The 21,364-nt window shown below is 70.0% G+C and carries 18 protein-coding genes and 4 pseudogenes; 15 read left to right on the top strand and 7 right to left on the bottom strand.

The window, feature by feature from the left end; all coding sequences use genetic code 11:
• Positions 1-399: 399 nt before the first annotated feature.
• From ACFYNP_RS18055 to ACFYNP_RS18045, 3 genes are all read left to right on the top strand, one after another.
• A complete protein-coding gene (locus tag ACFYNP_RS18055) occupies positions 400-609 on the top strand; it encodes a CPCC family cysteine-rich protein (protein WP_388786375.1) in 210 nt (69 codons plus the stop codon).
• Between the two features lie 266 nt (positions 610-875).
• Entirely contained in the window at positions 876-2,555 is a 1,680-nt protein-coding gene (locus ACFYNP_RS18050; protein WP_388786374.1) for an Eco57I restriction-modification methylase domain-containing protein, read from the top strand.
• The gene (locus tag ACFYNP_RS18045) at positions 2,552-3,262 is read left to right on the top strand and encodes a PaeR7I family type II restriction endonuclease (protein WP_388786372.1); all 711 of its coding nucleotides are present in this window, start codon (positions 2,552-2,554) and stop codon (positions 3,260-3,262) included. The genes ACFYNP_RS18050 and ACFYNP_RS18045 overlap by 4 nt, the downstream gene beginning before the upstream one ends.
• A 47-nt stretch (positions 3,263-3,309) precedes the next feature.
• Here ACFYNP_RS18045 and ACFYNP_RS18040 read toward each other — a convergent pair.
• Positions 3,310-4,080 (bottom strand): annotated as a pseudogene (locus ACFYNP_RS18040) (tetratricopeptide repeat protein); the annotation flags it as partial.
• A gap of 222 nt (positions 4,081-4,302) precedes the next feature.
• Here ACFYNP_RS18040 and ACFYNP_RS18035 point away from each other — a divergent pair.
• From ACFYNP_RS18035 to ACFYNP_RS18020, 4 genes and pseudogenes are all read left to right on the top strand, one after another.
• Positions 4,303-5,052 (top strand): annotated as a pseudogene (locus ACFYNP_RS18035) (hypothetical protein).
• 76 nt (positions 5,053-5,128) lie between these two features.
• Positions 5,129-5,762 (top strand): annotated as a pseudogene (locus tag ACFYNP_RS18030) (aminoglycoside phosphotransferase family protein); the annotation flags it as partial.
• Positions 5,760-6,083: pseudogene (locus tag ACFYNP_RS18025) on the top strand (XRE family transcriptional regulator); the annotation flags it as partial. The pseudogenes ACFYNP_RS18030 and ACFYNP_RS18025, both read left to right, overlap by 3 nt.
• Positions 6,084-6,107: 24 nt before the next feature.
• The gene (locus ACFYNP_RS18020) at positions 6,108-7,226 is read left to right on the top strand and encodes a tyrosine-type recombinase/integrase (protein ID WP_388786370.1); all 1,119 of its coding nucleotides are present in this window, start codon (positions 6,108-6,110) and stop codon (positions 7,224-7,226) included.
• Positions 7,227-7,332: 106 nt separating this feature from the next.
• On the opposite strand, the gene ychF is transcribed toward ACFYNP_RS18020, so the two are convergent.
• Positions 7,333-8,421 (bottom strand): redox-regulated ATPase YchF, encoded by a 1,089-nt coding sequence (ychF, locus tag ACFYNP_RS18015; protein WP_388406275.1) that lies wholly within the window; start codon positions 8,419-8,421, stop codon positions 7,333-7,335.
• Between the two features lie 276 nt (positions 8,422-8,697).
• Here ychF and ACFYNP_RS18010 point away from each other — a divergent pair, with 276 nt between their 5' ends.
• Positions 8,698-9,294 (top strand): DUF6542 domain-containing protein, encoded by a 597-nt coding sequence (locus ACFYNP_RS18010; RefSeq protein ID WP_388786624.1) that lies wholly within the window; start codon positions 8,698-8,700, stop codon positions 9,292-9,294.
• Between the two features lie 251 nt (positions 9,295-9,545).
• On the opposite strand, the gene ppgK is transcribed toward ACFYNP_RS18010, so the two are convergent.
• Positions 9,546-10,301 (bottom strand): polyphosphate--glucose phosphotransferase, encoded by a 756-nt coding sequence (gene ppgK / locus ACFYNP_RS18005; protein ID WP_388406273.1) that lies wholly within the window; start codon positions 10,299-10,301, stop codon positions 9,546-9,548.
• A gap of 47 nt (positions 10,302-10,348) precedes the next feature.
• The gene (locus ACFYNP_RS18000; protein WP_388786368.1) at positions 10,349-11,338 is read right to left on the bottom strand and encodes a 4-hydroxy-3-methylbut-2-enyl diphosphate reductase; all 990 of its coding nucleotides are present in this window, start codon (positions 11,336-11,338) and stop codon (positions 10,349-10,351) included.
• 238 nt (positions 11,339-11,576) lie between these two features.
• Between ACFYNP_RS18000 and ACFYNP_RS17995 the strand changes: the two genes are divergently transcribed.
• The 4 genes from ACFYNP_RS17995 (at position 11,577) to ACFYNP_RS17980 (ending at position 15,828) form a co-directional block, all read left to right on the top strand.
• On the top strand, positions 11,577-13,043 hold the full coding sequence (locus ACFYNP_RS17995; RefSeq protein ID WP_388786367.1) for an APC family permease: 1,467 nt from the start codon (positions 11,577-11,579) through the stop codon (positions 13,041-13,043).
• A 225-nt stretch (positions 13,044-13,268) separates the two neighbouring features.
• Positions 13,269-14,483, top strand: a complete 1,215-nt coding sequence (xseA, locus tag ACFYNP_RS17990; RefSeq protein WP_388406265.1) for an exodeoxyribonuclease VII large subunit — start codon at positions 13,269-13,271, stop codon at positions 14,481-14,483.
• A gap of 10 nt (positions 14,484-14,493) precedes the next feature.
• Positions 14,494-14,724, top strand: a complete 231-nt coding sequence (locus tag ACFYNP_RS17985; protein WP_053726341.1) for an exodeoxyribonuclease VII small subunit — start codon at positions 14,494-14,496, stop codon at positions 14,722-14,724.
• Between the two features lie 513 nt (positions 14,725-15,237).
• Positions 15,238-15,828: a malonic semialdehyde reductase gene (locus ACFYNP_RS17980; protein ID WP_388786365.1), complete on the top strand. Its 591-nt coding sequence runs from the start codon at positions 15,238-15,240 to the stop codon at positions 15,826-15,828.
• Positions 15,829-15,977: 149 nt separating this feature from the next.
• Here ACFYNP_RS17980 and ACFYNP_RS17975 read toward each other — a convergent pair whose 3' ends face one another.
• On the bottom strand, positions 15,978-16,520 hold the full coding sequence (locus ACFYNP_RS17975) for a DUF4245 domain-containing protein (RefSeq protein ID WP_388786364.1): 543 nt from the start codon (positions 16,518-16,520) through the stop codon (positions 15,978-15,980).
• Between the two features lie 126 nt (positions 16,521-16,646).
• Between ACFYNP_RS17975 and glpX the strand changes: the two genes are divergently transcribed.
• Entirely contained in the window at positions 16,647-17,678 is a 1,032-nt protein-coding gene (gene glpX / locus ACFYNP_RS17970; protein WP_100574873.1) for a class II fructose-bisphosphatase, read from the top strand.
• A 104-nt stretch (positions 17,679-17,782) separates the two neighbouring features.
• On the opposite strand, the gene ACFYNP_RS17965 is transcribed toward glpX, so the two are convergent.
• Together ACFYNP_RS17965 and ACFYNP_RS17960 are read right to left on the bottom strand one after the other, a co-directional pair.
• Positions 17,783-18,136, bottom strand: a complete 354-nt coding sequence (locus ACFYNP_RS17965; protein WP_053726269.1) for a WhiB family transcriptional regulator — start codon at positions 18,134-18,136, stop codon at positions 17,783-17,785.
• 151 nt (positions 18,137-18,287) lie between these two features.
• Entirely contained in the window at positions 18,288-18,986 is a 699-nt protein-coding gene (locus ACFYNP_RS17960; protein ID WP_388786362.1) for a DUF1707 domain-containing protein, read from the bottom strand.
• 248 nt (positions 18,987-19,234) lie between these two features.
• Between ACFYNP_RS17960 and ACFYNP_RS17955 the strand changes: the two genes are divergently transcribed.
• Positions 19,235-20,905 (top strand): fumarate hydratase, encoded by a 1,671-nt coding sequence (locus tag ACFYNP_RS17955; RefSeq protein WP_388786361.1) that lies wholly within the window; start codon positions 19,235-19,237, stop codon positions 20,903-20,905.
• Positions 20,906-20,984: 79 nt separating this feature from the next.
• Positions 20,985-21,353, top strand: a complete 369-nt coding sequence (locus tag ACFYNP_RS17950) for a hypothetical protein (protein ID WP_388406249.1) — start codon at positions 20,985-20,987, stop codon at positions 21,351-21,353.
• The last annotated feature ends 11 nt before the right edge of the window (positions 21,354-21,364 follow it).

Here is a 21,364-nt window from a genome sequence, read left to right as displayed (position 1 = left end):
ACGTGGCCGGACACGCGGCCGAGGAGCGCGTCGCTCGCGAACGACTCACCGACCGGTCGCGGCGCCCCTGGCAACGGCGCCCCTCCGACCCCCCGTCCGGGCATGCGACCGGGGCCGGCCCCCGAGCGGGCCGACCCCGTTTCACCTGCGTGTTTGCTGCGCAGGCAGCATTGCCGACGCTCGGGGGGCTACTACACGTTGAAGCGGAATGTCTGCGGGCTGTCCCTGACCTGCGGCGGAGCTTCGTCCAGGGCTCTGACCTGGGATTTCCTGGTTGGCGCGCGTTGGCTCCCGACGGCAGTTTATGGGTGTCCTGCGGACTGGCTGCGGACTGCCGGGCTACGCCGGAGGCAGAGAAACCCATGGCACCGCGGCGGAGCCTGCAACGAAACTGCACGGGTGAGAGACTCCTCCTACCCGTGCTGCGGGCACCGCTTGCTGGGCGCGATGCCCGGCTCGTACGAGATCTGCCCCGTCTGCTTCTGGGAGGACGACGGGGTCCAGTTCCGCTGGCCGACCATCACCGGCGGCGCGAACAAGGTTTCCCTAATCGAGGCCCAACGCAGCTACCAGTACACCGTGGGCTGCGACCAGCACGACAGACAGTGACCACCACAAGATGCTCTCGCTCGGTGCGGGTCTCGTCGTGCCTCTCGTTGTGGCGCTGGCCATATGACGCCTCTGTTCGACGGGTAGATTCGGCCGAACCCCCGCGACCACCATGATCGCCGGGGTGATGTCATTCGGCTCGTAGGGCGGCCTTGGAGGACGCCGCCACAGCGCGCGGTCGTCATGGTTCCGCAAGAGCCGGCAGTGCCCTGACGTGGGCAACCTAAACGGCCAGGGCGCTATGGGCGGGCCCGTAGAGTGAGGGAGTGACCTTGACCGAACCCTCGCCTGTGACAACCAACTACGGAGAGGTATTCACTCGCCGTTGGGTCGTTGATGCGCTGCTTGATCTCACCGGATACACAAGCGACCGCGATCTTGGCGCGCTGCATCTCCTTGAGCCGTCGTGCGGGTCCGGTGCTTTCCTCAGGCCAGCGGTCGAGCGGTTGATCGCCTCGGCACAGAAGCACGGTCGTGACCTCGCCACGCTCAGTGACGCCGTTCGCGCGTACGACCTTCAGCAGGAGCATGTGGACACCGCGCGGCAGCACTGTTGTGAGCTCCTCACTTCTGCTGGCGTGTCGGCCTCGCAAGCCGGAACGATTGCGAACACGTGGGTTCGACAGGCCGACTTCCTGCTGGCCAGCGTGGAAGAACGGCCCGTCGATGTCGCGATCGGTAACCCTCCGTACATCCGCTACGACGACCTCGACGAGGACACCGCCGCGACTTATCGCTCCACTTGGTCCTCCATGAAGGGGCGCGGCGACATCTACGTCGGCTTCATCGAGCGCAGCCTGGCGATGCTCAAGCAGGGCGGACGGGTCGGTTTCATCTGCGCCGATCGCTGGATGCGGAACCAGTACGGGGCAGAGCTGCGCGGCCTGGTCGCCAAGCGCTACGCCGTTGAGCACGTGTGGAGCATGCACGACGTCGACGCCTTCGAGTCCGAAGTCTCTGCATACCCGGCACTCACCGTGCTGGCCAACCGTCCCCAAGGCTCTGCCGTCGTCGCCGACACCTCCGCAGAGTTCGGGGAGACTGCAGCCCAAGCGCTGGCGAAGTGGTCGACCGACCACACGCTGACCGAATTCACCGATGCCGGGGTGCAAGCGCACCGGCTCCCGCACTGGTTCCCCGGCGGCGAGTTGTGGCCAACCGGGTCCCCTGCGCGGCTGGCTCTCATCGAGCACCTCACCGACCGGTTCGGCCCGCTGCACGATCCTGACACCGGCACGAAGGTGTCCATCGGAATCGCCACCGGTGCCGACCATGCATACGTCACCAAGGATGCGAACGCGATTGAGGCCGACCGGCTGCTGCCGCTGGCCATGCAGCGCGACCTGGCGACGGGCAGGTTCCTCTGGCAGGGGAACTACCTGGTGAACCCGTGGGCTGCGGACGGATCTTTGGTCAACCTCGACGACTACCCTCGCTTGTCAGCGCACCTGGCTCAGCACCCGAACGTGAAGAGGCGCTTCGTCGCGAAGAAGGCCCCCGATCGCTGGCACCGCACCATCGACAAGGTCCATTCCGACCTGATCGACAGGCCAAAGCTACTGTTGCAGGACATGAAGGCGCACATTCACCCCGTCCTCGAACCCGGAGGGTACTACCCGCACCACAACCTCTACTACGTTGTCTCCGACGCCTGGGACATGGAGCTGCTCGGTGGATTGTTGTTGTCCCGGGTGGCGCAGGCGTTCATCGAGGCGTACTGCGTCCGCATGAGAGGCGGCACGCTGCGCTTCCAAGCGCAGTACCTCAAGAAGATCCGCGTCCCTGCTCCCGACGCGATCGCCGAGGACGTGGCGCGACGGCTTCGCACTGCCTTCGCCGAGAGGGACGTCGACGCGGCCACGGCCGCTGCCGCGGATGCCTACGGGATCGATCTGACCAAATACGATCTCTCCTCAGCTCCGTTGCGGCAGGGTGTCGTGGCATGACTCCAACCTTTCACGACTACGATGCCGCGGTCCGTGCCTTCTGGAGCGGGCGCGACCTCCAGACCCAGAAGCAGATCGAGTCCGGGAAGATTGACGCCGGCACACGCGGGTCCACCACCGGCGGCAAGCACCTCGATCCGCTCCAGGAGCTAGTCGCCGCCCAGTTCGAACCGCTCAAGCGGCTCGGTGCGGAGGTCCGCTCCACCGGTCTGCTCACGCTGCCCGGCTGGTACCGACGCGCGAAGAACTGGGATATCGTCATCACTTTCGGTGACTCGCTCGTCGCTGCCATCGAGTGCAAGTCCCAGTCCGGCTCGTTCGGCAACAACTTCAACAACCGGACAGAAGAGGCCATAGGCAACGCCGTGGACCTGTGGCGTGCGTACGAGGCTGGCCACCTCGGCCGTGTCCGGCCATGGCTCGGGTTCGTCATGGTGCTGGAGCGAGCAAAAGACTCGACGGGGCCCGTGAACGACCGGGGCACCCCCCTCTACCCGGTGGATCAGCGTTTCCACGACACCTCGTACACCGACCGTTACGCAATCCTTTTTGACAGGCTCGTGAAGGAGCGGCTCTACGACGCCGCGTGCCTGATCTCGACCAAGAAGGGGCAGGGCATCCATTCGGAGCCGTTGGACGAAGTGTCGACGAAGAACCTGACGGCCGCCATCGCGGGCCGTGTCGAGTACATCAAGGGGCTCGCGTAATCACGGCTGTCTGCTGGTCTAGGAAGCGTGAAGCTTCGGTCCGACTACGCGAGGGCGCGCATCATCCAGGCAGCGTGGCCGTGGGGGTCGGCTTCGCAGGCGAGCTGGTAGCCGACTTGGTAGTAGCGCTGGGCCGCGCCTTCGTGGCCCAGGTCGTGGTGCTTCCACCCGGCGAGGTAGGCGAGTTCGGTGACGGCTCCGAAGGCGGCGCGGCGTAACGGCTCCGAAGGGAAGCGTCTGCGGAGCATCGGGGCGGCGGTGTCGGCGAGGTACGCGGTGACGGTGGTCAGGCCGTGCCCGCCGCCGAGGCGCTCGTCGGCGGCGCTGAAGGCCGCGGTGGTCTGGCGTACGACGTCTACGTCCTCCGCGCCGACCACGGACGTGCCGGTGCGGGCACGGAGCATGCGGGCGGCGGCCTCGTGGTCGTAGCCGAGCGGCATGGCGACGCCGGCGGTGGTGAAGGCCGCGATGGAGAGGAAGCGGCGACGCTCGACGTCGGCGCGGCCCAGTTCGGTGACGGCGAGGACGGGGTCGGATTCCGCCGGCTCTTCGGCCTCGCCAGCGCGTAGGCCGATCTCGGTCTGGGTGATCGCTCGTCCCGCTCGGCGGGACAGCGCTTCGGCGAGGTACTGGCCTACCTGACCCGAGGGGCTGCGGGCGCCGTTCGCCCAGTGCGAGATGGCCGACTTGTTGGTCTGGAGGATCTCGCCGTTCTCGGCGGCAATGCGCCGCACGTCTCTGGCGAGGGCCTCGTAGGTGCAGCCGACCGCGTTGATGCCCTCGCGCAGACGGGAGTTGGGGCCTCTCTGCGCCGCCACGATCGACTCCACTCCGGAGCTGTAAACCGCGTATACCGCTTCAACTGCCGTCCACCGTACCCACTGAGCGTGACCACCGGTTCACTTATCAGCAGCCGCCCGGAACGGCGCGACCGTGGTCCAGGCTCCCCCTTGGTCCGGGCGGCTCCCCGAAGTTCCGTACGCCCAAACCGGGTTCGGGCATTCCTGTGCCCGGCCCGGACGATCAGAGACGGAGACACGGTGACCATCATCGACACCATGGCCATCACGGTCGAGCTGCCCCAGGCGTTCGACCCGCGCTGGAGCCGCCTGCCCGGCATCTAGGTCGACGGCCGGCGCATCAGCATCGACCCGGCCGAGTATTTCTTCCGCTTCGAGTCGAGCACGTGGCTCGTCGCCGACTGGGAGCTGGTCAAGGCCCAGCTCCTGGACGTGGACGAGACGACCGAGAGCACGGTCGAGCAGCTCTCGCTCGACTTCATCAAGCACCACGGCGAGTCCACCTCGGACGCCGCTCGCGTCCTGGCCACCGCGTACGAGGTGTACGCGTGCCTCTTCCGCGACGAGCACTTGGCCGGTCTCGGACTCCCGCAGATCGCCGCTGACCACCTGCGGATGCTCCGCGAGGCGGCCACGCTCATGGCGCTCAACAAGGTCGAACTGGACGGGCACATCTCCAACGTCGGCCCGTGCTGGTTCTTCCCCGCCGCCACCTCCGTCGTCTTCGACCTGGACGACGAGATGGGAGGAATGCTCGACGAGGTCTACCACGGCGGCTGGTTCAACGAGCACCGCCGGATCGAGTCCATCAAGGCCCACGCCGCGCTCGGTGGGCGCCTGGTGCACGGCTGCCAGTCCGTGCCGGACCAGACCGGTGGTGTCGTCGCGCCCTACGGCGCATCGATGGCGAACTTCCGTGACGACCTCGCCGCGTTCAAGGCGGGTTGGATCGAGCAGGTCTACGCCCATCGCGTGAACCCCGCCGCGTAACCCCCACCCGATCAGGTTCCGGGGCGGGCCGGCCCACTTGCCCGCTCCGGACGCCTTCAACCGACCGGAGCCCCCGATGAGCCCGAACCCCAGCGCCGAACTCCTCGACAACCTGATCACCGTGATCGGTCAGGGCGCCGCCGTACGGGAGGAGGTGCGCGTGTGGTCGATGTCCGGAGTCGAGCGCGTGACCTTCCCCGACAGCTCCACGGCCATCTTCAAGTACGCCAAGAAGCCGTTCGACAGCGAGGATCAGGCCCTCCGCCTGGCCCACACCGTCGGCGTTCCGGTCCCCCAGGTCCACGCCTCCGCCGTTCTGGACGGCTGGCTCGGCATGCTCATGGAGGACCTCGGACCGTCCGTGCGCGAGGCCGACGACCTGGACGGCGTCGCCGCAGCCGTGGTCCTGCACGGCACCCGTACGGCTCCTCCCTTGCCCGTCCTGGACCGGGAGCGGCTGCGTATGCTGCCGGCCCGGGCATTGGAGCACCTCGGACGGCTGCGCAAGGCCGACCGGTGGCAGGAAGCCGACGACGTCGAGGACACGCTCGACCGGGTCGGCCAGGCAGCCGAAGACCGCTCGGCCGGAGCGACGCTGGCGCCGTTCGGCTGGGTGCACTCCGAGTTTCACCCCACCAGCCTCCACATCGGCAAGCGCGGGTGGCGACTGCTCGACTTCGCCCGCGCCTTCACCGGCCCCGGCCTACGGCACGCCTCGCCGGCGCATCAACCTCGACGAGGCCCTCGCCTTTACGCGGGTCTTCAAACTCCCCCTCGAAGAGCTCATGTCACCGCCCCTGGAGGGCCTCGACATCGATAGCCGCCGGCTCGTCCAAGAAGCCGTCGAGGCGTTCTACGAGACCCGAGACGCACGCGACCGCCTGCACCACGCCGTGGTCGCCATCGCCAATCACGTCAAGGCTCACCCCGACAGCTCGCGGGCGATCCACGAGCAGTGCCTCCGCCTCACGGGCGACGAGCGGGACGCTCGCACCCTCACCAGTGACATCGAGGACGGCGGCCACTACTGATAACCGACACGAAGGAGAGGCCACTTGGCCAACATCCAGAAGCGCCCCAACGGCAAATGGCGTGCTCGCTACCGCGACCTCGACGGCAAGGAGCACGCTCGCCACTTCGACCGCAAGATCGACGCCCAGCGGTGGCTCGACGAGGTCACGGCCAGCGTGGTCACGGGGCAGTACGTCGACCCACGGTCGGCGAAGAAGCCCTTCAAGGAGTACGCGGAGGAATGGCGGGCCATCCAGCCGCACCGGCCTTCCACGGTCAAGGCGGTAGCCCAGCACCTGCGCTGCTATGTCTACCCGACCTGGGAGAAGCGGGCGCTCGGCGCCATCAAGCCCGGCGACGTACAGAGCTGGGTCACCAGCCTGACCACCACGCACGGGCTGGCCGCCAGCACCTCACGGACGGTCTTCAACACAGTCAACGCCGTCTTCCGGGCGGCCGTCCGTGACCGGATGGTCCCTCACAACCCATGCACCGAGGTGAAGTTGCCGTCGGTGCCACGGAAGAAGGTCGTGCCACTGGCCGTTGAGCAGGTGCGGTCGCTGTCCGAGGAGATACCCGCCCGATACAGGGGCCTCGTGCTGCTCGGCGCGGCCACGGGGCTCCGCCCCGGCGAGCTCTTCGGTCTCCAACTCCGGCACGTGAACCTGCTACACGCGACCGTCTCGGTCGAGCAGCAGATCCAGCAGACCGCCAAGCACGGGGTCTACGTCGGACCACCGAAGACCGCGCGCTCACACCGCACGGTTCCGCTCCCCCGCATGGCAGTGGATGCGATGAAGGCCCACCTGCGGGACTTCCCCGCCGATGGGCCCGAGAGCTGGATCTTCACGGCGCCGCAAGGCGGGCCTGTGGTCTGCACGCACTTCATGGACGGGTCCTGGCGGCCCGCCTGCGCGAAGGCCGGCATACCGAAGGTCACCGGACCCCACGCCCTCCGGCACCACTACGCCAGCCTGCTGATCAAGCCCGGCGAGTCCGTGAAGACGGTCTCCGAGCGTCTCGGCCACACCAACGCGGCCATGACGCTGAACATCTACACCCACCTGTGGCCCCACTCCGAGGAGCGGACCCGGGCCGCCGTCGACAAGGCGTACGCGGACCAGTCCGCGGATGCCCAGCCACAGGGCAACGAAGCGGCGTAACCGCCCCCGCGTGCCGGACTCATCCAGCACGCTGCGGACTCTGCGCGGACAGCAAAGGCCGCCCAACCCACTCCGCCGCAGGTCAGACGGCCTTTCGCCGGACGTCTTAGACGTTGAACCGGAACTCCACCACATCCCCGTCCTGCATGACGTACTCCTTGCCCTCCATCCGCGCCTTGCCGCGCGAGCGGGCCTCCGCTACCGAGCCCGCTTCGATCAGGTCGGCGAAGGAGATGACTTCGGCCTTGATGAAGCCCTTCTGGAAGTCGGTGTGGATGACACCGGCCGCCTCGGGGGCCGTGGCGCCCTGGGGGATGGTCCAGGCGCGGGTTTCCTTGGGGCCGGCCGTCAGGTAGGTCTGGAGGCCGAGGGTCGCGAAGCCGACGCGGCCCAGGGTGGCGAGGCCGGGCTCCTCCTGGCCCATGGACTGGAGGAGTTCGAGGGCCTCGTCGTCGTCCAGCTCGATCAGCTCGGACTCGATCTTCGCGTTGAGGAAGATCGCCTCCGCGGGGGCGACCAGGGCGCGCTGCTCGTTCTTGAAGTCCTCGTCGACCAGCTCGTCCTCGTCGACGTTGAAGACGTACAGGAACGGCTTGGTGGTCAGCAGGTGCAGCTCGTGCAGCAGGTCGCCCTGCTCCGTGCCCTTGGTGATGCCGGCCGAGAACAGCGTCTCGCCCGCTTCGAGGATCTTCTGCGCCTTCTCGACCGCCGCCAGGACCGCGATCTTGTCCTTCTGGAGGCGGGACTCCTTCGTCAGACGCGGGATCGCCTTCTCGACGGACTGGAGGTCGGCGAGGATCAGCTCTGTGTTGATCGTCTCGATGTCGTCCTTCGGGGACACCTTGCCGTCGACGTGGACGACGTTCTCGTCCTTGAAGGCGCGGATGACCTGGCAGATCGCGTCCGACTCGCGGATGTTCGCGAGGAACTTGTTGCCCAGGCCCTCGCCCTCGCTCGCGCCGCGCACGATGCCGGCGATGTCGACGAAGTCGACGGTGGCGGGCAGGATCCGCTGCGAGTTGAAGACCTCGGCGAGCTTGGCCAGACGGGCGTCGGGGACGCCGACGACGCCGACGTTCGGCTCGATGGTGGCGAACGGGTAGTTGGCCGCCAGTACGTCATTCTTGGTCAGGGCGTTGAACAGGGTCGACTTGCCGACATTCGGCAGACCGACGATTCCGATCGTGAGCGACACGTGGCGACTTCCCGGTACGAGGGCGGTGGACGGTCCGGAGAGCGGACCGTCCACCAGTTTACGGGCGCGCCAAACCGGACGTGACGGGCCCGGACCGTCGAACGCACGGGCAAGCTCACTCAAAGGGCGTGTCCAATGGATGGTTGCGCCCCTGTGGCGACCTACGTTGGTGCGGTGGAGCAATCTAGGACGCGCACCCCGCAGAACGGACAGCGAGCACGGACCTCGGCGCCGGGGCCCTCCCGGGCGCCACTCGGCGTGCCCGCGGGCGCGCCGGTGACCGGGGAGAGCGCCGCCGTCTACCGGGCGGCCGGCCGCACCCGGCGGGTGCCGCCCATCGTCCTCGCGCTGCGCAGACTGCCGTCCCCCCGGCTCACCGGGCTCGGTGGCGGGCTCTTCGCCGCGGCCCTGATGTTCGCGCTCGGCACCCTGGACTGGCTGCTCTTCGACGGTTCACCGACGGTGTACGGGGTGCTGTTCCTGCCCGTCTGCGCGGTGACCGCGCTCTGGGTGCGGCCCGCCGACCTGGTGACCGCCCCGATCTGCGTACCCATCGCCTTCGCGGTGGGGATCGTCCCGGTCGCGGGCGGCACCGGCGGCTTCGGCGGCCAAGCGATGGCCGTGGTCACCGCGCTCGCCCTGCACGCGGGCTGGCTGTACGCGGGAACGCTGGTCGCCGGTGTGATCGCCACCGTACGGAAGGTGCGGCTCATGGGGCGCCGGCGCGGCTCGGTCAAGGCCGGGAGCGCCGGCAAGGCCGGGGGTCCGGGTGCCAAGGCGGGCGGTGCCGCCAAGGCCGGCGGCCCAGGTGCCAAAGCAGGCGGTCCGGGTGTCAAAGCAGGCGGTCCGGGCAAGGCCGGCGCCCGGCGCTGACCCCCAGCGCTGACCCCAGCGCTGACCCCGGTGGCCGCCGGTCCTCCGGAGGGCCCGCAGGGCGGGCGAAGAGGCCAGCGGTACCCCGCAGGGCGGGCGGGGCGCCCGGCGCCAGGCCGAGCCACCGCCCGCCGGGCCGGGCCATCCGGGCAACTGGACCACCCGGGCCAACCAAGTCGCCCGGGTTCACCCGGGTCACCCGGGCCGCCCGATGGAAACCCAGCCCGGCCGGGCCTACCGTCCCGCCGGGCCTACCGTCCGGCCGCCACCATCGCCGCACCCACGATCCCCGCGTTGTTCTGCAGCTGGGCCGGGACGATCTCCGCCTCGATGCCTTCGATCAGGGGCAGGAACTTGTCGGCCTTGCGGCTGACTCCGCCGCCGATGATGAACAGCTCGGGCGAGAACAGCATCTCCACATGGGCGAGGTACTTCTGGACCCGGCGTGCCCAGTGCGGCCAGCTCAGGTCCTCGTCCTCCTTGACCTTGGTCGAGGCGTGCTTCTCCGCGTCGTGGCCGTGCAGCTCCAGATGGCCGAGCTCGGTGTTGGGGACGAGGTTGCCGTCGATGAAGACCGCGCTGCCGATGCCCGTACCGAAGGTCAGCAGGATCACCGTGCCCTTGCGGTCCTTGCCCGCGCCGAAGCGCATCTCGGCGACGCCCGCCGCGTCCGCGTCGTTCAGGACGGTCACCGGCATGCCGTCCCCCAGACGGTCGCCGAGCAGACGGGCCGCGTCCACGCCCACCCAGTCCTTGGCGACGTTGGCCGCCGTGCGGACGGTGTTCGCGGTGACCACTCCGGGGAAGGTGATGCCGACCGGCCCCGACCAGCCGAAGTGGCCGACGACCTCCGCGACGCGGTCCGCCACCGCCTCGGGGGTGGCGGGCTGCGGGGTCAGCACCTTGTGGCGCTCCTGCGCCAGGTCGCCCCGATCGAGGTCGACGGGGGCACCTTTGATGCCGGTTCCGCCGACGTCCACTCCGAACACGTTCTCCATGGCGTTCATGAGATCCACGTTACGGGCGGACGCCCGGTGCGACGTGCTGGACGGTGCTACTCGCCCGACAGCTCGGCGGCCTCGGCGCGCAGGTCGCGGCGGAGTTCTTTGGGCAGCGAGAAGGTGATCGACTCGTCCGCCGTCTTGACTGTCTCGACGTCGCCGTAGCCGCGCTGGGCCAGCCATTCCAGGACGCCGTCGACCAGAACGTCCGGCACGGAGGCGCCGGAGGTCAGGCCGACCGTGGTGACGCCCTCCAGCCAGGCCTCGTCGATCTCGTCGGCGAAGTCCACCAGGTGGGCGGCGGGGGCGCCCGCGTCGAGGGCGACCTCGACCATGCGGATCGAGTTCGAGGAGTTCTTGGAGCCGACGACGATGACCAGCTGGGCGTCCTCGGCGAGCTTCTTCACCGCCACCTGGCGGTTCTGCGTGGCGTAGCAGATGTCGTCGCTGGGCGGCGAGAGCAGGTTGGGGAACTTGTTCTTGAGGGCGCCGACCGTCTCCATCGTCTCGTCGACGGAGAGCGTGGTCTGGGAGAGCCAGACGACCTTCGACTCGTCGCGCACCTCGACGTTGGCCACGTCGTCCGGCCCGTCGACCAGGGTGATGTGCTCGGGGGCCTCGCCGGAGGTGCCGATGACCTCCTCGTGGCCCTCGTGGCCGATCAGGAGGATGTCGTAGTCCTCCTTCGCGTACCGCACGGCCTCCTTGTGGACCTTGGTGACCAGCGGGCACGTGGCGTCGATGGTGGCGAGCTTGCGCTCGGCGGCCTCGGCGTGGACGGTCGGGGCCACGCCGTGCGCGGAGAACATCACGATGGAGCCCTCGGGCACCTCCGCCGTCTGCTCGACGAAGATCGCGCCCTTCTTCTCCAGGGTCTGCACGACGTACTTGTTGTGGACGATCTCGTGCCGGACGTAGATGGGCGCCCCGTACTGCTCCAGGGCCTTCTCCACGGCGATCACGGCACGGTCCACGCCCGCGCAGTAGCCACGGGGAGCGGCGAGCAGGACCCGGCGGGCAGCAGTAGCAGTCATGCCGTCCATGGTAGGGGCTGACGCCGACAGCCCGGCCGGGCCCGCCGACCTGGGGATCCGATGCGCCCGCCGCGCACCCGGAGGGCGTGCGCAACCCCGTGTGCCTGCCCCCGCACCCACCCGCACGCCCGAGCGGCGCCCCCGCACCCACCCCCGCACGCCCGAGCGGCGCCCCCGCACGCACCCCCGCACGCCCGAGCGGCGCCCCCGGCGGGCCAAAGATCGCGGAGCCGGTGAGACTGGGCGCATGAGCGGCGTACGCGAGGAGCACGAGGATTCCGGCAGGCCCCGCGACCCCGAGGGGGCGGGGCCGGGCGAGGTGGCCGAGGAGGCCGGGGAACTGCGGCGGAGTCTCGGATTCCGGGACCTGGTCGTCTACGGGCTGCTCTTCATCGCGCCCATGGCCCCGGTCGGCATCTTCGGCACCCTGGACGCCAAGTCGCACGGCGCCGTCGCGCTGGTCTACCTGGTGGCCACGGTCGCCATGGGGTTCACCGCGTTCAGTTACGCGCAGATGGTCCGGGTCGTCCCGCTGGCCGGATCGGTGTTCGCGTACGCGCGCAAGGCGCTCGGCGAGGGGCCGGGGTTCATCGCCGGGTGGATGGCGATGCTCGACTACCTGCTCATCCCGGCGGTCGCCTACCTCTTCTCCGGCATCGCGATGAACTCCCTCGTCCCCTCGGTCTCGCGCTGGGTGTGGACGGCGATCGCCGTGGTGATCACCACCTTCCTGAACCTGTGGGGCGTGCGGGCCGCGGCCCGGGTGGGCTTCGCGGTGCTCGCGATGGAGATCGTGGTGCTGCTGGTCTTCGTCGTGTCCGCGGTGGTCGTGCTCGTCCGGGACGGCGCCCAGCGGGGCTGGCTCTCGCCACTGACCGGGGACGCCGGATTCACCCTCGGCGCGGTGCTCGGCGCGGTGTCGGTCGCGGTCCTGTCCTATCTGGGCTTCGACGCGATCGCCACGTTCGCCGAGGAGGTGACGGGCGGCTCGGCGAAGGTGGCGCGCGCGGTCCTGTTCTGCCTGGTCCTGGCCGGGATCCTGTTCGTCGTGCAGTCCTATCTGGCGGCCCTGCTCGAACCGATGTCGTCCGCCCAGCTGGCGGCCGACCCGGTGAAGCAGGGCTCGGCGTTCTACGACACCGTCGAGAGCTCGGTCGGCGGCTGGCTGCACACCCTGGTGGCGGTCAGCAAGGCGATCGGGGCGGCCTTCGCGGCGCTCGCCGGGCAGGCGGCGGCGGGCCGGCTCGTCTTCGCGATGGCCCGTGAGCGGCGCCTTCCGCACGTCCTGTCGCGGACCACGTCGGGGGTGCCGCGCGCGGCACTCCTGCTCGCCGCGGTGGTGACGCTGGTCGCCGCGGTGTGGGCGGCCCGGCGCGACGACGGCATGGACCACCTCGTCTCGGTGGTCGACATGGGCGCGCTGACCGCGTTCTTCCTGCTGCACGTCTCGGTGGTGGTCTGGTACGCGGTGCGCCGCATGGAGGGCGCCCCCAACTGGCTGAGCCACGTGGTGGTTCCGGTGCTCGGTGCGGCCGTCATCGTCGCGGTGGTCTGGGAGGCGACGACCACGGCCCAGCTGGTCGGCCTCGGCTGGCTCGCGGTGGGTCTGGTGGTCCTGGCGACGCAGTGGGGCCGCCGCGACGGCCGCGACGGTTCGGGCCCGCGGCCCCCGGCGCCGGGCGGGACGGTGGGTGGTGCGGGTGGCGCGGGCTAGGCCGCGTGCGGGGAGCCGACGGTGGCGCGGGCCGGTCTGCATGCGGGGAGCCGGCGGTTGGCGCGGGCCGGCTGCCAAGGCGCGGCTGTCGGTGGCTCGGGCCGGCTGCGTGCGGGGGACGTCGGTGGCTCGGGCCGGCTGCGTGCGGGGGACGTCGGCGGCTCGGGCCTGCCTGCGTAAGCGGGCGTAGGCGGGACTGTCCGTGGCTCGGGCTAGCCTGCGTACATGGCTCTGAATACGAGTGCGGACGCGCCGCTCCCCGTCGGCGAGGTGTCGCGCCTCATCGGGGGGTGGATCAACCGCCTCGGCGCGGTCTGGGTGGAGGGACAGATCACCCAGCTCTCGCGGCGGCCCGGCGCGGGCGTGGTGTTCCTGACGCTGCGCGACCCGTCGCACGACATCTCGGTGGGCGTCACCTGCTACCGCCAGGTGTTCGACGCGGTGGCCGACGTCGTGTCCGAGGGCGCGCGCGTCGTGGTGCACGCGAAGCCCGAGTGGTACGCGCCGCGCGGCCAGCTCTCGCTGCGCGCGGTGGAGATAAAGCCGGTCGGCATCGGTGAACTGCTCGCCAGACTGGAGCAGTTGAAGCGGACACTGGCCGCGGAGGGGCTGTTCGCCCTGGACCGCAAGCGTCAACTGCCTTTCCTGCCCCAGCTCGTGGGACTCGTGGTCGGGCGGGCCTCGGCGGCCGAGCGGGACGTTCTGGAGAACGCCCGGCGGCGCTGGCCGGCCGTGCGCTTCGAGGTGCGCAACGTGGCGGTGCAGGGGGTGCACGCGGTGCCGCAGGTCGTCCAGGCGGTCGAGGAGCTGGACGAACAGCCGGACGTCGACGTGATCATCGTGGCCCGGGGCGGCGGCAGCGTGGAGGACCTGCTGCCGTTCTCGGACGAGGAACTGGTGCGCGCGGTCGCCCGGTGCCGTACGCCCGTGGTGTCGGCGATCGGCCACGAGCCGGACGCGCCGCTGCTCGACCTCGTCGCGGACCTGCGCGCGTCCACGCCGACGGACGCGGCGAAGAAGGTCGTGCCGGACGTGGGCGAGGAGCTCGACCGGGTCCGGCTGCTGCGGGACCGGGCGCGGCGCCATGTCGTGGGGCTGGTGGACCGCGAGGAGCGGGGTCTGGCGGGGATGCTCGCCCGGCCCTGGATGGAGCGGCCGCACCGCATGCTGGACGACCGGGCCGACGAGGTGGACGCCCTGGTCCACCGCTCGCGCCGGGTCCTCGGCCATCTGCTCGACCGGGCCGACTCGGAGCTCTCGCACACCCACGCCCGGGTGGTGGCGCTCTCCCCGGCGGCCACCCTTGAGCGGGGGTACGCGGTGCTTCAGCGGGCCGGCGGCGAGGTGGTCCGCTCCCCCGACGCGGTCGCGCCCGGGGAGGAGCTGCGCGCCCGGGTCGCCGAGGGCGAGCTGCACGTCACTGTCGTACCGCGGACATAGGGTGGATCGCATGGCCAAGACGGACGAGGCCGCATCGGGTGATGCGGCACTGGGGTACGAGCAGGCGCGGGACGAGCTGATCGACGTCGTACGGCGGCTCGAAGCGGGGGGTACGACGCTGGAGGAGTCCCTCGCGCTCTGGGAGCGCGGGGAGGAGCTGGCCAAGGTGTGCCGGCGCTGGCTTGAGGGGGCCCGGGCCCGCCTCGACGCGGCGCTGGCGGAGCCGGCCGAGGAAGGCTGACCCCTCCGGGTGCGGGGCCCTCGGGGTTGCCCGGGGCTGGGACCGCCTGGATGCCCGGGGCTCCGCCCCAGACCCCGGGGATGTGCCCACCGTCCCGCCCGTTGCCCGGGGTTGGTCGCTTCCGGGCCCCCCTGGGGCTCCGCCCCAGACCCCGTTCTCGCCTCAAGGGCGCTCGTCCTCAAACGCCGGACGGGCTGAACACGCTCCTGCCGACCCGCACCGATCAGCCGGGCGGGCTGAAGATCCCCCAGTACCGGCCCGGCCAAGGACGGCCCGCGGACGACAGCGGGTCTCCCAGGGGTGCGGGGAACCGTGCGACCGGCCCCCGCGGCCCACAGCGGACAGCCGACAGCCGACAGCGGGTTTCCGGCAACCGGCGGAGCATCGGGGCGGATACCCCCGCCCCAGCCCTGTGAGGCTGATCACGAAGCCCCCTTTTAGTTGAAAGTTAACCTAAACCTGCCGTACTGTCGGAGACATCGCTTGATCAGCAGCCCGGAAGGTAGCTCAAAGATGTCCCTCGCCCTTGACCCCGCCGCCCAGGACCTCCTCTTCCGTGAGGCCCGCACCGCCAACACGTTCACCGACGAGCCGGTGACCGACGAGCAGGTTCAGGCGATCTACGACCTGGTCAAGTACGGCCCGACCGCCTTCAACCAGTCGCCGCTGCGCGTCACCCTGGTCCGCTCCGCCGAGGCCCGCGAGCGCCTCGTGCAGCACATGGCCGAGGGCAACCGCCCGAAGACCGCCACCGCCCCGCTGGTCGCGATCCTCTCCGCCGACAACGAGTTCCACGAGGAGCTCCCGGCCCTCTTCCCGCACTTCCCGGCCGCCAAGGACGCCTTCTTCTCGGAGCGCCCGGCCCGCGAGAGCGCCGCACTCCTCAACTCCGCGCTCCAGGCCGCGTACTTCATCGTCGGCGTCCGTGCCGCCGGTCTGGCCGCCGGCCCGATGACCGGGTTCGACGCCGCCGGCGTGCAGAAGGAGTTCCTGGACGGCGACCACACCCCGCTGATGGTCGTCAACATCGGCAAGCCCGGCGAGGACGCGTGGTTCCCGCGCAGCCCGCGCCTGGCGTACGACGACGTCGTCACGACCGTCTGAGCCGTCACCGCTCACAGCGCCCGAGCAGCGCCCGAGCGGCGCCCGAGCGGCCTCGGAGCCGCGCCCGGGCGCACGCTCGATACGACGAGGGCCGCCGCACCCTTCCGGTGCGGCGGCCCTCGTCGTACGCGTACGGGAGCGGAGGGACGTCAGTCCGCCGTCCGCTTCGACTCCAGGGCCCCCGCCATCGTCACCAGCTGCTCGTACGGCGCCGTGCCCGTGACCACCGTGGTGTGGCCCTGGTCCTGGCGGACGAGGGCGTCGTACTTGGGGCCGTCCCAGTACGTCCAGGTCGCGCCGGCGATCTGCTGCGACTTCTCGGTCCTCGTCGCGCTCCGGCTGACCTCGGCGACGAACTTGTCCAGCGGCGCGGTCGACTGCTCGACGGCGATGTACTGGTTCTGCGGGTCGAGGAAGCCCAGGTGCCAGGCGTTGTTCTTGGCGCCGTCGTAGGAGACCGACGTCGCCTTCCACTTGTCCTGGTTCGGCAGGCCGACGGGAGCCGCCACCGGGTAGGGGGCGGCCCGGCGCACGGTCGAGAGCTCGACCTTGTAGTTGACCGCCTTGAGCGGCGGCGCGGCCGAGTCGTCGTGCGGGATGAACACATAGATCACAGCCGCCGCGATGCCGATCACCGCCAACGACTGCAGCATGTTCCGGACTGTCTGCTTACTGCTGCGCGTTCCTGCCACGACCCCATGTTCTCAGGTCATGTCGCCGCTCATACGTGGACCCCTCTGCTCAATTTGTCGACGTACGGATAGAGTCCTAGCACCCTCTTATCCTGCGGCCGTCGCCGTACAGAAAGGTGCGCTCCGATGACCGAGCATCATCTGCCGTCCGAACTCACGGTCTCCCCCGAGGCTCCCGACCGCAACCTGGCCCTTGAGCTCGTCCGGGTCACCGAGGCCGCCGCCATGGCCGCCGGCCGCTGGGTCGGCCGCGGGGACAAGATCGGCGCGGACGGCGCCGCGGTCAACGCCATGCGGACCCTCGTCTCCACCGTCTCGATGAACGGCGTCGTCGTCATCGGCGAGGGCGAGAAGGACGAAGCCCCCATGCTCTACAACGGGGAGCGCATCGGCGACGGCACCGGGCCGGAGGTCGACATCGCCGTCGACCCGATCGACGGCACCACCCTGAACGCCAAGGGCATGCCGAACGCGATCGCCGTGCTCGCCGCCGCCGACCGCGGCACCATGTTCGACCCGTCCGCCGTGTTCTACATGGACAAGCTGGTGACCGGCCCCGAGGCCGCCGACTTCGTGGACATCAACGCCCCGGTGTCGGTGAACATCCGCCGCGTCGCCAAGGCCAAGCACTCCTCGCCCGAGGACGTCACCGTGGTCATCCTCGACCGCCCGCGTCACGAGGGCATCGTCAAGGAGATCCGGGAGACCGGCGCGCGCATCAAGTTCATCTCGGACGGCGACGTCGCCGGTTCGATCATGGCCGTGCGCGAGGGCACCGGCGTCGACCTGCTCATGGGCATCGGCGGCACCCCGGAGGGCATCATCTCGGCCTGCGCGATCAAGTGCCTGGGCGGGGTGATCCAGGGCAAGCTGTGGCCCAAGGACGAGGCCGAGCGTCAGCGTGCGATCGACGCCGGGCACGACCTGGACCGTACGCTCTCCACGAACGACCTGGTCAGCGGCGACAACGTGTTCTTCGTCGCCACCGGCATCACCGACGGCGAGCTCCTTCGCGGGGTGCGCTACCGCGCGGAGACCGCGACCACCCAGTCGCTCGTGATGCGCTCGAAGTCGGGCACCATCCGCCAGATCGACTCCACGCACCGCCTGTCCAAGCTGCGCGCCTACAGCGCGATCGACTTCGACCGGGCCAAGTAACCCCGCAAGTACCCCTGGAACCAAGGCAGTTCAGCACTGCTGCCGTACGTATGTGAAGGGGCGTCCCCGTTGTGCGGCGGGGGCACCCCTTCACGTACGCAGGGCTACGCGGCAGACGCCGCTTTCTTCAGCTCGACCTCGCGCCGCCGGCGGCGGGCGATCACCACACGGCGCTCGGCGGCGGTCAGACCGCCCCACACCCCGTAGGGCTCGGGCATCAGCAGGGCGTGCTCGCGGCACTCCACCATCACCGGACAGCGGGCGCACACACGCTTGGCGGCCTCCTCGCGGGAGAGCCGGGCGGCCGTCGGTTCCTTGGACGGGGCGAAGAAGAGACCCGCCTCGTCCCGGCGGCAGACCGCTTCCGCGTGCCACGGACCCGCCTGGTCCTCCCGAGCTGGACCACGCTGCGGCGGAACGGCGGCGACCTGCAAGGAATGATGCGGCGGATGCAGCACGGTCTACTCCTGACGACGGCTTCGCGAGCGAGCGACGATGCGACAGTCCCTACCCGCTGTGCGCACGCCTATGCACTGAGTTCCGTAGTGCGGAAGCGTGCTCGGCCGCCCGGTGGCCTGAACCCGGCGTCGTCGCGCCCGGTTCCGGACCTCAGGAATCGAGCCGCTTGCGCAGCCTCTGGTGCAGATCCGCGATGAGCTTGCCCCGCTTCGGCTTGGCTTCGATGTTGCCGAAGACGGAGTATCCATTGACGACGACCACCGGAGCCTCCGGATCATCGGCTTCGAGGGTGTCGACCTCGAAGTTGCCGAAGATTCCGGTGCCACTGCCGCGCAGGCTCAGGTTCTCCGGGACCCGGACCTCCACATTGCCGAAAATCGCGGTCGCGTTGATGACGGTCAGCCGCTGCTCGAACAGCGCCTCGGTGAGGTCGATCTCCACGCTGCCGAACAGCGAGAAGGCGTTGGTGCGCCGCCCCACCCGCCAGCGGCCCTTGCGGGTGGAGGCGGAGAAGATCGCGATCATGTTCTCGGCGTCGGCCGGCGCCCCGGTCTCCTCCACCTCGTACGGCCGGGGCGCGGCCACCGGGCGGGAGCGGGCGCCGCTCGCGGGCAAGTCCTGGACCAGGGGCTCCAGTTCACCGACGGTCTTGGCCCGGTAGACCGCGTCGATGCGCTCGGAGTGCTCGGTGGCATCGAGCCGGCCCTCGGCCAGGGCGTCGCGCAGGATGTCGGCGATCCGGTCCCGGTCGGCGTCGGAGGCCCGCAGCGCCGGGGGCTCGGCATGCTGGGTGAGGTCGGCCTTCGCGGGGGCCGCGGGATCCGCCTTGGCGTGCTTTTCGAGGTCCACGGGAGCAGCGTACCCAAACGCGATAGATCGCGACTAGTCACGGGAGCCGCCGGGCTCGGCCCACCCCGTGATCCGGCCCCGGGCCCACCGGCCGGACTCGCCCGCCCCGGGGGACCGATCCCGCCGCAGGCCGCGCCCCGGCAACTGAGCCTTACCTCACAGGAGCGGTGCCGAAGCGGCGGCATACGCTGGTGGATGCCGTGCCAATGGAGGTACAGCAGCTGTCTGCCGAGTGAGGAATGGCCGCAATGCCAGAGTTTCAGTACTCCGACCTTCTCCCCCTGGGAGAGGACACCACGCCCTACCGCCTGGTGACCGCCGAGGGTGTCACCACCTTCGAAGCCGACGGGCGTACGTTCCTCAAGGTCGAGCCGGAGGCGCTGCGGCAGCTGGCCGCCGAGGCGATCCACGACATCCAGCACTACCTCCGCCCGGCCCACCTGGCGCAGCTGCGCAAGATCGTCGACGACCCGGAGGCCTCGGGCAACGACAAGTTCGTCGCGCTCGACCTCCTGAAGAACGCGAACATCGCGGCGGCCGGCGTGCTGCCGATGTGCCAGGACACCGGCACCGCGATCGTGATGGGCAAGCGCGGCCAGAACGTGCTGACCGAGGGCGGCGACGAGGAGGCCCTCTCGCGCGGCATCTACGACGCGTACACGCGGCTGAACCTGCGCTACTCGCAGATGGCCCCCCTCACCATGTGGGACGAGAAGAACACCGGCTCGAACCTGCCCGCGCAGATCGAGCTGTACGCGACCGACGGCGGCGCCTACAAGTTCCTCTTCATGGCCAAGGGCGGCGGCTCGGCCAACAAGTCGTTCCTCTACCAGGAGACGAAGGCCGTCCTCAACGAGTCCTCCATGATGAAGTTCCTGGAGGAGAAGATCCGCTCGCTCGGCACCGCGGCGTGCCCGCCGTACCACCTGGCGATCGTGGTGGGTGGCACCAGCGCCGAGTTCGCGCTCAAGACCGCGAAGTACGCCTCCGCGCACTACCTCGACGAACTCCCCTCCGAGGGATCGGAGTTGGGCCACGGCTTCCGGGACGAGGAGCTGGAGAAGAAGGTCTTCGAGCTGACGCAGAAGATCGGCATCGGCGCGCAGTTCGGCGGCAAGTACTTCTGCCACGACGTGCGCGTGGTGCGTCTGCCCCGGCACGGCGCCTCGCTGCCCGTCGCGATCGCCGTGTCCTGCTCGGCCGACCGCCAGGCCGTCGCGAAGATCACCGCCGAGGGCGTCTTCCTGGAGCAGCTGGAGACCGACCCGGCGCGCTTCCTGCCGGAGACCACGGACGAGCACCTTTCGGCGGATGCGGACGACGTCGTACGCATCGACCTCAACCAGCCGATGGACGCGATCCTGGCCGAGCTCACCAAGTACCCGGTCAAGACCCGCCTCTCGCTGACCGGCCCGCTGGTCGTGGCCCGTGACATCGCGCACGCCAAGATCAAGGAGCGGCTCGACGCGGGCGAGGAGATGCCGCAGTACCTGAAGGACCACCCGGTCTACTACGCGGGCCCGGCCAAGACGCCCGAGGGTTACGCGTCCGGCTCGTTCGGCCCGACCACGGCCGGCCGGATGGACTCCTACGTCGAGCAGTTCCAGGCGGCGGGCGGCTCCAAGGTGATGCTGGCCAAGGGCAACCGCAGCAAGCAGGTCACCGACGCCTGTGACGCCCACGGCGGGTTCTACCTCGGCTCGATCGGCGGCCCGGCCGCCCGGCTCGCCCAGGACTGCATCAAGAAGGTCGAGGTCGTCGAGTACGAGGAGCTCGGCATGGAGGCGGTGTGGAAGATCGAGGTCGAGGACTTCCCGGCCTTCGTCGTCGTCGACGACAAGGGCAACGACTTCTTCCAGGCTCCCGCCGAGCCGCCCACGTTCCTGAACATCCCCGTGCGGGGCGCGGGACAGGCCTAATCCGCCGCGAGGGAGCACGGGACCCGAATAGGGTCCAAAGGCCCTAAGGGACCGCCGAATTGGCCACCTATCCTGGCATGTGTCCACAATCTTCCCGGCCGCCGCATCGGCCGGGGAGGTTCAACCACCGGGAGGGGTGGCGCAGTTGGGGTGGTTCACCGGACCCGGCGGCTTACTGGCGGGTCTCGACCGGACCTTGCTCCGGCGCCGCGCGAGGTCCTCGCCGACGGCCGCCGCGATGGTCGGCGCGGCCGGGCGGGTGGTCACCCCGATCCCCCGGGGCGGCTACGGCGAAGTGGTCTTCTGTGTGCACGGCCGCCCGCTCAAGTACGCGGCGCGGGCGCGCACGCCGCTCGACTCCGGGGCCCGGGTACGGGTCTCGTCGGCGCTCTCCCCGTCCGCCATCGAGGTGGCGCACCTCGGCCCCGCCGCGGACGGCTGTCCGTGACGGGGCCGGAT

This window comes from Streptomyces sp. NPDC006691 (assembly GCF_042869955.1).
Classification (GTDB): domain Bacteria; phylum Actinomycetota; class Actinomycetes; order Streptomycetales; family Streptomycetaceae; genus Streptomyces.
Note: the sequence above shows the minus strand (reverse complement) of the source record. Positions and strands in the feature narration are given on the sequence as shown.